This is a genomic window from Sphingorhabdus sp. EL138 (genome assembly GCF_900258045.1).
GTDB lineage: Bacteria > Pseudomonadota > Alphaproteobacteria > Sphingomonadales > Sphingomonadaceae > Parasphingorhabdus.
The window spans coordinates 670764-684228 of record NZ_OGVD01000001.1; the positions used below are offsets into that span (position 1 = coordinate 670764).

Sequence of the window (13465 nt, forward strand, 5' to 3'; positions counted from 1 at the left end):
ACGCGCAACAGGGCAGCACCGGCTCAATTGTCGATTTGTGAATGCTTTATATGCCAGTCACAGAAAGGCATTTGTTGCTCAGTCACAGAAAGAACAACACATAAGATCACGGAACAGACATCTACGCTGACCTAGATGGGTCAAGACATCTTTGTGATATTTGAGATATAATATATGAAACAGAAAAATGCAAACAAAAATAAAGCCTTAGTTTACATTTGCGTCAAAATTCCTTCGGTTTGAAAATGCCAACAACGGCTTAGGCAGCTTTAACATGCACGCGCGAAGATCCAATCAATTAGACCAGCTTCAGCAACCCGTTCTGCTAGCTCAAATCCCTGCCAGATATTGAGATCACCGCGCGCCTGAAGCTTATCAGTTGGCGAATGGCAGACGAAGAAACCAATATCCCCCGGCATATTAGAAAACTGCCTCTCACACTTGTCTAAAACGCTCTGATCTGCTGCCGATTTTACCTGAACCAGGGCACGCATTTTGGTTGCCGGTTGTTCCAGAACAAAGTCTGTGTCTTTTTGATTGCCGCCAATGCCAGAGATGCGGACCCAGCCCAGTCGGCTGAACAACAAGTCAATCAGTAACTCGAAATCATTTTGATGAAGTGATTGTATCAGTGGGCATAGCGCGGCCACGAAGTCGGATTGGGCTGCTTTAGCTATCTTCAGTTCAGGATTCTCTTCACCATTTATGAGGCGTAGCGCATAGTCTTTGGCATCGACACGACAGATCGTCTGGCGATAGGCCGCAGTCTTGGTGAGTTTGGACGAAATATCATCCATGCAGAGTGTTTTTCCAAACCTGTCAACACACTGCCATGAACCAATAACCCGCCTATGCCGAGAACCAATAGCTTCAGACGTCCTGTCATTGAGAATAACATCTGGTTCGGCAAATGCCCAATATAATCGGCCATCAGCGAAAGTTATCCAAAGGCAGCCTGATCCCAATGTATAGAAATCATTGACTTCGCGCAGATAATCGCTGGTTTTTCCCTTTGAAATCTCGCCACCCCAGCAAGCACGGACACGATCCCAATCACCTGCTGCAGCGTACTCATGAGGGACAGCGCCATGTCCGAATTCAATGCGATTATTCTGGAAACTTGATGCAGCCCATGCGTTATTTGGCCCCAACTTGATGTACCTCACCTCTCTTGGAGAGATAGGATTGAATTGTAGTCTATTAATCTCATTCATGACTGTGTACAGCCATGCAACCTACCAACAGTCAAGTTGAAAATGAGATGAGTAGACTGTAGATTAATAGGCCGCATCACGGTTCTTGATACACATGGAAATCAAGAAGCGAGTTGGCCTGCTTGTTCGGGAACAACGCAGACAAAGAGGTTGGAGCCAGGAAGAGCTTGCCGATCGTGCTGACTTGCACCGAACATTCATCTCGAGCATTGAACGCGGCATAAAAAATGCAACGATTAATTCCGTTCATACACTGGCGACAGCTATGGGCCTAACCGTCAGCGAATTGCTTGAAGGCCTTCAGAAAACTGATCATGCAGAAATTGAGCGGGTACACAGTCGAGACAGGTAAAGGTCTCACATAAAACCGCTCGGTAACTATTTAGCTTGATGGGCCACCCTCACCTACAGAATCTGTTCCAGGCAATATTCATTTGCTGTTTCGTAAATTGTTCCTCCAACATAACAGTACCGCCTGCGATAAATCTCTGCCTACCGGTCATACCGCCAAATGCATTTTTGGAGTTTACGTAGCCACAAATGATTGTCGATCTATCTTCAGTTCCCGGATAGACTTTCATATCGGAATATATTGCAGAATCCGGATCGCGGAGCTTCTTGCCCACAACTTCTTTGGCGACCTGATTCCATGTATATTCCTCCCCTGCACTGATTTTTCCGCTTCTTGTGGCAGCAGGTTTTTCAGCAGCTGGTTCTTTTTTGGCAGGATTTTCTGCAACAGCTTTCTGATCCGGCCCGACTACAACTGCCACCAGAATTATGACGACAACTATGGCGGCGAGTACCCCGAATACGGTCAGGCAGCCTTTTGGAATGGCTTTCTTGGAAGCAATATTTGCCCTTACCTCTTCTTCAGAAAACTCAAACTGACAGTTCGGACAACGCTGCCCCACTATGTTCATCGGCTCCATGCATTTGGGGCACGGGATCTGCATTCCTTCGGTAAGGGCTTTTGTCACCTTGCTATCAGCCATTTGTTATCTCCAACTATTTACATACTATAGTTGATAAACAAGAGCACCCAGACAAGCCAATGGTTTCTTGCATGGATATGCGAAAACTTGTTGGTGACAATGTCAGTCGGATCCGGAAGGAAAAAGGGCTGACACAAGAGCAGCTCAGTGAGCTATCAGGGCTCTCTCAGCAGTATATTTCTGATCTTGAGCGCGGAAAGCGCAATCCGACCATTGTGACCATCTATGAACTTGCCATGGCGCTAAAAGTAGCGCATTTGGAGCTTGTTGCGCCCTAGTAGCGAATGTCCGCTTTTGGGCCGTTTGCCGAAGGTCAGCTTTGGGCCGCAAATCGTGATAATGCGGACAACCAGCTTAGGATACTCGATAGGTTGATTTGGCTTGGACGGAGGTGGTAACGAATGATTGAGATGTGGCCCTAATCCAGCCGACTCTGCGCCTCGCAATCAATGCCATTGGCTTTAAGGACCTCAGCGTAACCTTGAGCATATGAGAAATTCTTGTCGATTGACTGGGTTATGACTTTCGAACTGATGTGGACGCCGGGCCGGGATGGGTAGCCTAACTTGTTCTCAAGCGCCCATTTGGGAAATGGCTTGCGTGCATCGGGAAGAAAGACCCAGCCAAAACCGCACATCCCTTCCCAGATGGTGCCATATTTTTCCAAAACCATGGGTGTCGGCTGTTTGGCTTCGGCCCGCTTCATACCTTCGCTATGTGCTAGCTCATGGATTTGCTGCCAACGCTGGGGAGGTAGGCAATCCAGAGAAGGCACCCGCCCAACCACAGGTTCTAAGTATGCAGCCTCGGTTTCATCTCCCGGATAAGCGGTTATGAACTGGGCAGGTCCATCTTCTCCCAATTTCCAACCCGTTTCAACAACTGCGCATTGCCCGTTTCGGCCGGTTATTAGGGCTAGAGCCCCATGCATTACGCCATAGCCAGTCACGTCGAGACGATAGAGTTCTGCATGCTGCCCAGCTTGACAGAATTGGTCTGCAAGGTACCGCCAGTCCTCTTTTGATATATCCAATTTGTCTTTGAAGAACTGTGCTTTGGCTCCACCTTTTGGATGATCGAGATTCAAAAGATAAGCAGTCAGCTTTTGTTCCGGTACAGTGAACTCCAACCCTCCGTCTGGCTTCGTTGTTTTGAAATTTACAAAGCCGCCAACCGCTGCACTGGAAGCGCCGGCGAGTTGTCTTCCAACCTTCTCACGGTGGTGTGGTTCTTCTCCAACCATCCTAGAAACTGAGAGGCGTCCACGCTCATCAATTGTTCCCATCGAAGGCATAGGTGGTGCTTGCGCTTCGAATTGTTCGGGGCTCAACAAAACCGCGGTGTTCTTAGACTGGTACGCAGCGGCCATCGCTTCATCGTCTTCCCAGTCTATAGAACCAACAGGCCAATCAGTTTGACAATAAAGGCCCTGTCCACTCACGAACATGTCTCGGAATAGCGACTCTGCAAATAGATCGTGATGAATTGGGTTGTCCCAGTTTACTTCCACCCAACCTAAGAATGGGCCGAAGGCTTGCAAAGCCTGCTCGCATTGGCTTCTCAGATCGGGCGTTAAGTCTGGTATTGCGACGACCCAGACATTCATCTTCCCAAGCATATTTTGAATCTGTTCAACCGGCATACTGGAACCGCACTCAGCCATTGTCTCGGCCAAATCACAGATGATACTCATCAGACGATCTTTGCTAGGAGAATAGGACTGCGATGATGAACTCACACCCAGCTTTCCAACGCGGTCGTCCTTTGTGCTGAGTTCGATTTCAGTAAGTTCATAGCAGTATCGGTGATGCAAAAGTCCGCCTCTCAGGAGCCTTAACGCGGGAGCACTTGGTGTATTCTCAATCACCTTGATTATTGGCGCGGCACACTTGGGGCCAAATATGGAACCCATGTCAGGGTGATCTTCATTAAATAAGAACGCGGTCATAATCTCTGCTTACATTATACATTCTGCAAAACCCGCTAATTGATAGTTGGTCAACTCTGGATCGATTGATGGACTATGCGATCACAACAAATAATTACACCAAGTCGTCAAATTATGGCCTAATTACAAACAAGTAAAGTTTTCCCTAGGCTTGCTGCCTCGCAAAATGCATGTCAAGAGTCAGTAAATTGGGAGAAAAATCTTGATTCCTGAGGTAAAAATTAGGGCAGTTGCTTTAGTACTTTACATCTTCGCTTTGCTCCTCGTTCAGTTTTCACTCATAGATACGGGATTGAAGCCGAACGAGAACGCCATTTGGTTATATGGTGGGATCGCCAGCCTACTTTTCGGCAGCCGTATAATTAATCCGTATTTCACACCACCTTCGGGTGCTTTCATCAACGGCGTAACAGCACTGTTGGCGTTGGTCTCCGCTCTGCCATCAGTATCCCCTTGGTCAACCGATGCCTATGTGCTCGGAACGACCATCGGTTTTTGCGCAACCGTCTCACTAGTCTCCATCCTCTTGTTGATTTTCCGCCCTCCCTTGAGTGACGAGCCGTCAACAACTTGGCGAGTTTTTGAACGAGCTGTAGTCAGCTTAGGGAGCCCTAACATCCTATTCGGTGTCCTCATCGCATCTGCGGCATGGCTATTCCATCGTGATGCCCAGGTGGAAGTATTTGCGATCCTTGTCACATTCTTAATCATTACAGTTTTCCGTCCGGTGGAGGCGTTATTCAAGTACGGCCTGTGGTTCCTGAACCGGCCGAAGCCTATCGATCGAGCTGACCTAATCGGCTCGGTGGCAGCGCACCAGTCGCCCGGAATAGTCCTAGTTCGACAGGCCGAGGCGCGCACAATTGCCCAAGGAACACCAATGGTACTCTCTGACCAGCACGGTCCACTTCAGTTAGGTGTAGCCCTCAATTACGTCGGGCGCGATGAAGGCAATCTTCTTAGAGTTCTCACCACATCGCTACCCAATCGCCTTGCAGCACTACACGATGTCAACACTTATGCTGCGGATAGCATGGCGGTGTCTATCACAGTAACTGACGAAGATAAGGCTGACATTCGGGCGCTCCAATGGATCGACCGCTTATGCGGAATTGTAGATACGGAAACGATCCCAGAGTACCTGCAGTTTGAGGTCATCAACGAGGCTGGGTTGGCTGAGGGTTCACTAGTTGAAGCGCGGATCGGGGACAACCAGAGTGTAATTTATCAGGTGGTGGACGGTGTAACCCGTGATGAAGTTGTCCAACAGAAGAACAAGTACGGTTATGCGCGGGCAAAGGCCCGCAAGATTGGCACTTGGGACAATGACGGTCGGCGGTTTTGCCATGTGCCTTGGATGCCTCGAATGAATGCCCCAGTTTTTTTGCTCGAGGAGCCCGAAGATGGCCCAGTAGACGACTGCATAGGACACTTCCCGGACACTCCATATGGTGTCCGTCTCAATTCATCTGAGTGCGTAACACACAACACAGCGATCCTCGGCATTCTCGGTGTGGGAAAGAGCTATCTTGCAATTGAGCTAGTCGAGCGAATGATTGCGCAGGGCATTAAGGTGGTCTGCCTCGACTTGACCAATCAATATGATGACCTCCTCGGGGACTTTATTGACCCAGCCCACGAGCAAGTCCGGCGTGATGCACTTGCGGCGGCTGGGCAAGGTGGCGTCGCACATCAGAACAAGGAGCAAGGAGGCTCAAGACACCGCTTCAAACAAGCTGTGTACGGGAAAATGCGAGAATTCATGGCTCCCGCCGACGACCATTATTTGTGGGTGATCAATCCAGCTCAGTTTCGCGTGACGAAACAGGTGTCTGGGATGTATCAGGGCAACGCAGACCTAGCTCACCTAACGCCGTCTGAAATCACCGCAATCTTTTCTGATGCGGCGTTGTTTGTGTCGCAAGAACTCGGGATGACCGACGAAGCGCGTCTTTGCCTAGTTTACGAAGAGGCCCACTCGCTAGTTCCAGAGTGGAATTCAGTCGCAGCTGAAGGCGACAAGATGGCCACAGCGACGAGTGCTCGAGCTATCCTTCAAGGTCGGAAGTACGGACTCGGTTGCTTGCTCATCACACAGCGAACGGCCAACGTGACAAAGACAATCCTCAACCAATGCAACACCATCTTCGCCATGCGGACCTTTGATGACACAGGCAAGGACTTCCTAGGTAACTATATTGGATCGGACTACGCAGCCGTACTTCCTTCGCTGCAGCCGCGCCACGCAGTGGTTTTCGGGAAGGCGTCTTCGTGCGAAAACCCGGTACTAATCAAACTAAACGATCAGGACGCTTTCCGTGCGAGGTTTCGTCCCGCCAATCCGCCGCGAGAGCCTGCACCTGCGGTGATTCCTGGCGTGGGCGAAGTTGAGGGTGACGATGAAATCGCATAATCCTCAATGACTGCTTTGGGTTCGGCAAAGGCAGATATGAATGGCTGGTGTTGGAGCGCAAAGCGGACTTTGGGGAACGGTTGATAATTCATCTTATGTTGAAGGGGTGGTGGAGCCTGCTTTATCCCCAAAGCTGATACTAATCGCCTAGCGTCTAGATCTTCTTATAACTCGCTTCGTCGCGGTGCATGACCCCTCGCGGTGTTTCTCATCATTTGACCATCAGGCGGTTGTGCCGGAAAGCCAAACACCAACCGCTGTTGTGACCAATCTAGCGGCACTGGCATTTTTAGAAACTCACTCCTTTTCAGTCCTGGTGGATGGGTCCCATCTATAATGGCTGTCACAATATCTGGTGCTAGGTAATTTAGACGAACCAATCTCGAAAAGGCAGCCGGAGCGTGACCCTGTTGACGAGCAATTTGGTCAAACGTCATTTCACGGTTCGCGTAAACGGCCGCTTGTGCATCCCTGGCGTCATCCAGCAGTTTCAATAGTTTCTGATTGGGGTCTGTCATTGAAGCGTTGGATGCAACTGCAATTGGCAAACAAACCTGTCTTGCTTCGCGCACAATCGCAGCAGGAGCATCTAATGGATATGTTCTCGACTGCAATCGTGTAGGTATTTGCCCGCCAGCCTTGAACAAGCCCACTGCATCCCAATCCAACAATCGGCTTAGTTCAAAGCAGGAAACAAAGAGACGTAACCGTTCTCGATCCAGTTCAGCCCGCTTGACAATTGTTCGCACCACTGAGTTAACGGCCTGTGGATCGAGACTGCCCAGCTTGATCGCTATCTGACGGCCTTTGCCCAACAGCATAGAGGTCTTGCCGTCATACTGGCCCAAAGCAGAAATTGCGTCGGATAATGCTGGACGGTCAACCAACAGTCCACGGATCGCCGCCACAGCCAAGGCTTCAACTTCATCGGCACCGGTTCTGACCACCTTTAGTCGCTGACGTTTACCTTCGCGAGAAAGTTCCGTTGCATAATATCGAAATCGCTTCTCTTTTCTCTCGACAAGCTCAGGGTGCATTCTGCGATTATAGGTATCAAATAGAATTCCTTGAAGCATAGCGCTTGTGCGTCTTCTGGGAATTTGACACTCGTGTCGTTCCGCTCTTCTTGTCTGAACGCGATCCCATTGGGCTTGCGTTACAATTGCATCATGTTCGCCCTCATACCATTGACCGTCATAGTCGACTTTACCCAGATAAAGGGGGTTTGTGAGAACCCGGTGCAATATTCCGGGACCGAACAAATGTCCTCCCTCAGCGCGACCAGCCTGTGTTATTCGAACCTTGTTGTGGACGCCTTCGGCGCGCAATTGTTGTAGCAGACTGTTGCCTGACCTAGCCTTGGGGTAACGTTCGTAGATGTCACGGACGATCTTTGCTTCTGGCTCAAATATTACCAATTTTTTATCGACTTTGTCATAGCCGAAGGGTGCTCTGCCTCCGGTCCATTTTCCTTTGCGCTTGAGAACCGCAAACTTATCCCTGATGCGATCTGCCATCAGCTCTCGTTCAAATTGCGCGAATGTCAAAAGTACATTTAGAACCAAACGGCCCATACTATCGGATGTGTCAAACGCTTGGGTAATACTGACAAAAGCAACGTCGAATCGCTGGAAGGTGTCAATCAACCGAACAAAATCCAGCAACGAACGCGATAAACGATCGATTTTGTAGATAACAACAACATCAATGCGTCCATCCTCAATATGAGCCATCAGCTTTTGAAGGGCGGGGCGGGAGAGATTTGCTCCTGATCGCCCTCCATCATCATATTGTTCGGCAAGCTCCACCCATCCTCGGTGACGTTGACTGCGAATATACGCTGAGCAGGTATCGCGTTGGGCTTCCAGAGAATTGACTTCCCGATCGAGTCCCTCTTCCGTGCTTTTGCGAGTGTAAATTGCACAGCGGACGATTGGCTTGGCTTCTTCGCTTTCCACAAAACCACCCTATTGGGTTCTACCTCAACTCCCGTAAGCCATAAATAAACAACATTACGGTTTTCTGAAATGTAAGCCCGAAAATGGTGATAGGCTTGATCCTTGTCCCGATGAAGTGGGGCCCTTGGTCGGACTCCCATCGGCCAGCCAATTCTTGGTTGGTCAACATCATTCCGAAGCGTGATTGTCTCAGATGTTTACCTGGTGATCTTGACTTTGGGAACGGATCAGAACCAAGCCATTCGATGAAGAGAGGAGAGCAATTTGGAAAGCGAACTGCTTTACCACGTTCGCATGAATTTCAGTTGGGTTCTTCTCATGTCTACAATATCCCGAAATCGGACCTTCAACCAGCCAACCACACTATAGGCAATACAGTCGATGAGTATTTACGCAACAAAGTCGCGGCCTCCTCAATATGTCGCCCGGACGTAGCTATGTCGTCCAGCAGCAGGATTGGGACGCTAGGTTTCTTGATGAGCCGCATGCGTGGTCGAGAAAGGTTGGTCTTTGGATGAGAGCTACCCGCTGAGGGAAGAGAGGCGAAAGTTTGCGAGTAGGGGAGATCAAGTTGTTCGGCGACTAATGGTGCTACTCTACTGATCAGACATTTTTTTCCGCTATGTCCACACGGTACATTTGTCACTATCTTAACTGTGTCCGTTCCGTGCAAACGGGTTGTTGCCTGCGCCAAATCAACGGCCATTTGCTGCTCAAGATTTGTAGAGCCATAAGCTTTAATGGCTCGCATCGCTTTTATTTGTTCCGCTTTGATCGTTTTGCGCCATTTATAGACCGCCAGATATTCTATTTCCTTGCGCCTCAACAATCGCCGGTCATTGATCAACGTGTTCATTAAAAAGTCGCTGACTATGTTCCTATCGTCAATTTCCCGCACAAATTCCTGACCGTTATCCTGAAAAAAGGCGGATGAAGAGGAATCAATTTTATCCAATTCCACATCATCCATCAAATTTGAAAAATCCAGCAACAGCGATAGCTCGTTCGCACAAACGTCCGCCAGCCGGGATAGGATCTTCAAACGAAAGCCCTGTTCGCGCATCTTGCCCGGGACAGGATCACAACACATGATTGTAAAGATCGTGTCTGACCAGCTTGTAAGCAAAGGTGAATTGGCAACATAACGCCATTTGGCCACATCTTGAATGAATTTCTCATCCTGCAGCCACGGATCATTGAGAGCGTCCTGGACTTCAAATTCATTGACGATCTGGCGCTGCCATTTCGTACCCAGATCAAACTCATTCCATCGCAGTCTGGCAGATAGTGGAACGCCAACAGATGAAATTATGTCTGCACGACCATCCGTCCACGCGACGAGCATGGCGTCAGAGCAGCCGGTTAGGTCGACAACACAATCCAGCAAGTGCGTTAACAGCGATGCTGCTTCACGCTTTCCAAATTCCATCAATCTAATGGAATCGTCTGAACGATTTAAAGAACTGACCCGATGACTCGAGCCGGAAAAAACATCCGATTTCGACATTTTACTATGCCCCTAGTAAAATTCTACTAATCCAGTTTCGAAGCGCGACGCTTAAACATGGGACAATTCAATGGATTAAGCAACGCACTCGCATTTACAATTTCGGACAGAGAAGATCAGAATTACAGCCATAATGGATCAGTTTGACCGAGTTTTGCTTTCATCCCGCGCTAGCGGACCAAGACCGTTGAGCTTTTCACTCAATGTCGACTTTGCATCCAAAGCGGACAATACTTGCGATAGACTGAAAATGAATGGCCGAGGCAGTCACCCCGGCCATCTTAAACTCTCAACACTTAGGCTCAGTCTATTTCTTAGGCTTCTTGTTGGCGTTCTTGAACATCTCTTTCGTATATTCAGATGGGCTTATGGCCGTCTCGCCTGTTTCGCCCGCCGCAATTTCTTCTGCGGTCAAAAATTTCACTGCGAAGGCCAGGGCGTTGGTTTTGCCCCAACTCATAGCAGTGATGTGGCTGTCGCCGTAGGTTGCGTTGACCACTGCATCTGCGCCCATTTTTTCCCCGCGTTCCCAAAGCTCATTGTATATTTTTTGTTGCGAAGGTTCTTTGCTGAAGATGGTTGCCTTACGCACGCCTGCTCTGACTGGCCCAACAATCTTGTAAGGTTTGTCCGTAATATCATACGGGAAAACAGGAACACCCATCTCTTCATTGACCACAATAAAGTCTGTTTTTTCACCTGCATTTACCGCCATTGGTTGGACAGCCAGAAAAAAGCCTGCTGCTAGCAATGTTGCCAATCGATTGGTGTTCATATTCATTCCCCCATTGTTAAATATGCAGCGTAATTTCTATGTAACGACAGACAAGTCAATGACTATTTGACCCTGGTTTCATGTTGAGCCAAGAAGTACTGAATATATTGCGGGGGAGCATATGATCATTGAATTGGTTTTCGTTTTGGGGGTTCAGTCGTTAGCTCCGACTGAAGCGGAGGATACAGCTCCAGTCGAAGCTGCATCAAAAGTTGAAGATCAAGAGATTGAGATAGAAGTTCGGGCACCTTGGATACTTCCAGCTGACACTCCCGTTCACCTGATGGTTCTCAATGAAGTCACCACGAAAAGCCATCAGGCTGGTCACAAGTTCAAACTCAGAGTGAATAAACCCGTTATGCTTGACGGACAGGTGGTCATTCCCGTTGGTGCCACGGCATGGGGAGAGGTTACATCTGCAGATGACAGTGGTAATGTCGGGAAATCTGGAAAGTTGGCTGCTAATCTTCTCTATGTTGAAGCCAATGGATCGAAATATTCCATTTCGGGAGGCACCACGTCCAAGGGAAAGAGCGGAACGGCAGAGACAGTGATGGGTGTTCTTGCACTCGGTCCGTTTGGTTTGTTTGCAAAGGGCAACAATGCCAAGATTAAAGCTGGCGAGCTAATGACGGCGTTCACAGTCGATGACGTTGAGATTCCGCGCGATGAATAAGCTTATGCTGCTATCTGCGATTGCCGGACTGTTTACGCTGATCGCCGAACCCGTATCCGCTCAAACTCCGGATGCATCGGTTACGACTGCTACAATTCCTGCGGGTACGGAAATTCCAATGGTCATGGGTGAAGCTATTTCTTCCAAGACGCACGTTAAGGGCGACCTGTTTCATTTGCTCACAACCCAACCGTTAGAAATTGATGGTGCAGAGATAATTCCAAAAGACACACGGGTTATGGCCGAACTTGTCAAAGCTACCAAAAAGGGAGCTTTTGGAAGATCAGGCAAACTGGAAGCGCGGTTGCTATATGCAGAACTGGAAAACAGAACTTTGAGGTTGCAGGGAACTATCGGTGCACGCGGCAAGGGAGGGACGACTGAAACCGTTCTTGCAGCGATTGCAATTGGGACGCTTGCCTTTGTGGTTACAGGGAAAAGCGCCAATATTAAAAAGGGAACCGAGCTAAGTGGCTATTTGACTTCGGCTGCCACACTGCGTTTGTCTGGCAACTAAATGATGTTCTTATAATCAAATAAGAATCTGGGACTATCCAAGATATCTCGAACGCGGATATCGAATAGATATAATGGCTGAATATAAGTGAACAGCGGAAGCTTGTTTGACTGTTCCGGCCATTTTTAATCGCAATTCGACTCTTTAACTTTTGTGAGTCATGATCCCTCACAGGGGGAGTATATGCGTTTCAATTTACTCATTTTCAGCTTTGCAATTTCGATACTTCCTTTGGCGGGAGGTCAAAACGCTTCCGCTCATGGGGGTAGGACCGCCGCTGATGGCTGTCACAATGATCGAAAAAATGGCGGCCGCCATTGTCATAGGGGCAGTACGAGGCCTCAGGCAGTCAAGCGTTCCAACGAATCCACTTATTACCCAAATTGTACCGCGGCTCGAAACGCCGGTGCGGCACCCGTCCGTCGCGGCCAGCCAGGCTATGGCACACATCTGGACAGAGACAGGGATGGTATCGGGTGCGAGTAAAATCGAAGTATCGAATAGAAATGTCGCTTGATGCCAGAAAGAAGCTCAAAGACACCCTGTTCATTGTGACGGCGATGGCATTTCTGGGTCTCATAGTTGCTTGGCCGATATACGGTTGGGTAACGGATGGCTGAATTATCTGATAGGCCATACCAATGTTAGTTCAATTTCTTGCACTGGTTGCCGCTGGGCAGTCATTCACTTGTACACCTGTTAGAGTTTGGGATGGTGACGGCCCCATATGGTGCGCAGAAGGCCCAAGAGTTCGACTATTAGGCATTGCAGCAAGGGAAATGGACGGATCATGTTCCAACGGTCATCCATGCCCCAATGCCAGTGCGGAGCAAGCAAGGGATACGCTGGTTAGCTTTGTAGGTAAGCCAACTGGTAAAAGCGAACATGGCCATATCATTGTTGAAGGCCCACCGCTCAAATGTGTTTCTGTTGGAAGTGCTGGCGGTAAAAGAACTGCAGCTTGGTGCGTTTCTTCAAGCGCAGGAGACCTGTCATGCGCCATGGTAAAAAGTGGACATGCAAAGAAGTGGATGCGTTATTGGGGCGATCACCGTTGCTAGAGAGTCAGTGTCAGTCGTCAGATAAAATGAGACAGATGTGTCATTCACTTTGGTGAGAGTTTGGCACCATCTGGTTGGTCGATATTAAGCTGCCAGCTTGCTGTGAAGCAAGCGTCGTTTTCTAAATGTGAGTTGTTTGATCCTTTCTCTTTGTTTGATGATGGATTGAGCTCTGCCGAAGTAGGCATCTGCAGGTGTTACGTTATTGAGGCTCTCATGATAACGCTCGTGATTGTAATGCTCGACGAACGCCTCGACCTGCTTTTCCAGATCACCGGGTAGATAATAGTTTTCCAGCAGGATGCGGTTCTTCAAGGTCTGGTGCCAGCGCTCGATCTTGCCCTGTGTCTGGGGATGGAACGGTGCACCGCGAACATGGCGCATCTTTCGATCCTTGAGCC

Annotated in this window: 13 protein-coding genes; 6 read left to right on the plus strand and 7 right to left on the minus strand. The window is 49.0% G+C overall.

Features of this window, described 5'->3' with window-relative positions; genetic code table 11:
* Positions 1-269 precede the first annotated feature (269 nt).
* The gene (locus DK507_RS03295) at positions 270-1214 is read right to left on the minus strand and encodes a hypothetical protein (RefSeq protein WP_162558869.1); all 945 of its coding nucleotides are present in this window, start codon (positions 1212-1214) and stop codon (positions 270-272) included.
* 94 nt (positions 1215-1308) lie between these two features.
* Here DK507_RS03295 and DK507_RS03300 point away from each other — a divergent pair, with 94 nt between their 5' ends.
* Positions 1309-1566: a helix-turn-helix domain-containing protein gene (locus DK507_RS03300; RefSeq protein WP_109354757.1), complete on the plus strand. Its 258-nt coding sequence runs from the start codon at positions 1309-1311 to the stop codon at positions 1564-1566.
* Between the two features lie 49 nt (positions 1567-1615).
* Here DK507_RS03300 and DK507_RS03305 read toward each other — a convergent pair whose 3' ends face one another.
* Entirely contained in the window at positions 1616-2209 is a 594-nt protein-coding gene (locus DK507_RS03305) for a hypothetical protein (protein ID WP_109354758.1), read from the minus strand.
* Positions 2210-2280: 71 nt separating this feature from the next.
* Here DK507_RS03305 and DK507_RS03310 point away from each other — a divergent pair, with 71 nt between their 5' ends.
* Positions 2281-2487, plus strand: a complete 207-nt coding sequence (locus DK507_RS03310; protein WP_109354759.1) for a helix-turn-helix transcriptional regulator — start codon at positions 2281-2283, stop codon at positions 2485-2487.
* Positions 2488-2627: 140 nt separating this feature from the next.
* Here DK507_RS03310 and DK507_RS03315 read toward each other — a convergent pair whose 3' ends face one another.
* Positions 2628-4157 carry a DUF6883 domain-containing protein gene (locus DK507_RS03315; protein ID WP_109354760.1) on the minus strand — a complete coding sequence of 510 codons (1530 nt, stop codon included), beginning with the start codon at positions 4155-4157 and terminating at the stop codon, positions 2628-2630.
* Positions 4158-4359: 202 nt separating this feature from the next.
* Here DK507_RS03315 and DK507_RS03320 point away from each other — a divergent pair, with 202 nt between their 5' ends.
* A complete protein-coding gene (locus DK507_RS03320; RefSeq protein WP_109354761.1) occupies positions 4360-6570 on the plus strand; it encodes an ATP-binding protein in 2211 nt (736 codons plus the stop codon).
* Positions 6571-6734: 164 nt separating this feature from the next.
* On the opposite strand, the gene DK507_RS03325 is transcribed toward DK507_RS03320, so the two are convergent.
* The 3 genes from DK507_RS03325 to DK507_RS18015 form a co-directional block, all read right to left on the minus strand.
* Positions 6735-8528, minus strand: coding sequence for a recombinase family protein (locus DK507_RS03325; protein ID WP_109354762.1), 1794 nt, complete (start codon positions 8526-8528; stop codon positions 6735-6737).
* 346 nt (positions 8529-8874) lie between these two features.
* Entirely contained in the window at positions 8875-9957 is a 1083-nt protein-coding gene (locus DK507_RS03330) for a hypothetical protein (RefSeq protein ID WP_162558870.1), read from the minus strand.
* A gap of 385 nt (positions 9958-10342) precedes the next feature.
* The gene (locus DK507_RS18015; protein WP_254054237.1) at positions 10343-10810 is read right to left on the minus strand and encodes a hypothetical protein; all 468 of its coding nucleotides are present in this window, start codon (positions 10808-10810) and stop codon (positions 10343-10345) included.
* 121 nt (positions 10811-10931) lie between these two features.
* On the opposite strand from DK507_RS18015, the gene DK507_RS03340 reads away from it, so the two are divergent.
* The 3 genes from DK507_RS03340 (at position 10932) to DK507_RS03350 (ending at position 12489) form a co-directional block, all read left to right on the plus strand.
* Positions 10932-11486 carry a hypothetical protein gene (locus DK507_RS03340; protein WP_109354766.1) on the plus strand — a complete coding sequence of 185 codons (555 nt, stop codon included), beginning with the start codon at positions 10932-10934 and terminating at the stop codon, positions 11484-11486.
* A complete protein-coding gene (locus tag DK507_RS03345; protein ID WP_109354768.1) occupies positions 11479-12003 on the plus strand; it encodes a hypothetical protein in 525 nt (174 codons plus the stop codon). The genes DK507_RS03340 and DK507_RS03345 overlap by 8 nt, the downstream gene beginning before the upstream one ends.
* Positions 12004-12186: 183 nt before the next feature.
* Positions 12187-12489 carry an excalibur calcium-binding domain-containing protein gene (locus DK507_RS03350; RefSeq protein WP_109354769.1) on the plus strand — a complete coding sequence of 101 codons (303 nt, stop codon included), beginning with the start codon at positions 12187-12189 and terminating at the stop codon, positions 12487-12489.
* Between the two features lie 659 nt (positions 12490-13148).
* Here DK507_RS03350 and DK507_RS03360 read toward each other — a convergent pair.
* On the minus strand, positions 13149-13465 hold a 317-nt coding region (locus tag DK507_RS03360), incomplete at its 5' end, for an integrase core domain-containing protein (RefSeq protein WP_162558871.1).

Bases quoted from the DNA above. Each gene is read 5' to 3' on its own strand.
- DK507_RS03295 (WP_162558869.1), bottom strand. From the start codon at position 1,214: ATGAATGAGATTAATAGACTACAATTCAATCCTATCTCTCCAAGAGAG.
- DK507_RS03300 (WP_109354757.1), top strand. From the start codon at position 1,309: ATGGAAATCAAGAAGCGAGTTGGCCTGCTTGTTCGGGAACAACGCAGA.
- DK507_RS03305 (WP_109354758.1), bottom strand. From the start codon at position 2,209: ATGGCTGATAGCAAGGTGACAAAAGCCCTTACCGAAGGAATGCAGATC.
- DK507_RS03310 (WP_109354759.1), top strand. From the start codon at position 2,281: ATGGATATGCGAAAACTTGTTGGTGACAATGTCAGTCGGATCCGGAAG.
- DK507_RS03315 (WP_109354760.1), bottom strand. From the start codon at position 4,157: ATGACCGCGTTCTTATTTAATGAAGATCACCCTGACATGGGTTCCATA.
- DK507_RS03330 (WP_162558870.1), bottom strand. From the start codon at position 9,957: ATGGAATTTGGAAAGCGTGAAGCAGCATCGCTGTTAACGCACTTGCTG.
- DK507_RS18015 (WP_254054237.1), bottom strand. From the start codon at position 10,810: ATGAACACCAATCGATTGGCAACATTGCTAGCAGCAGGCTTTTTTCTG.
- DK507_RS03340 (WP_109354766.1), top strand. From the start codon at position 10,932: ATGATCATTGAATTGGTTTTCGTTTTGGGGGTTCAGTCGTTAGCTCCG.
- DK507_RS03345 (WP_109354768.1), top strand. From the start codon at position 11,479: ATGAATAAGCTTATGCTGCTATCTGCGATTGCCGGACTGTTTACGCTG.
- DK507_RS03350 (WP_109354769.1), top strand. From the start codon at position 12,187: ATGCGTTTCAATTTACTCATTTTCAGCTTTGCAATTTCGATACTTCCT.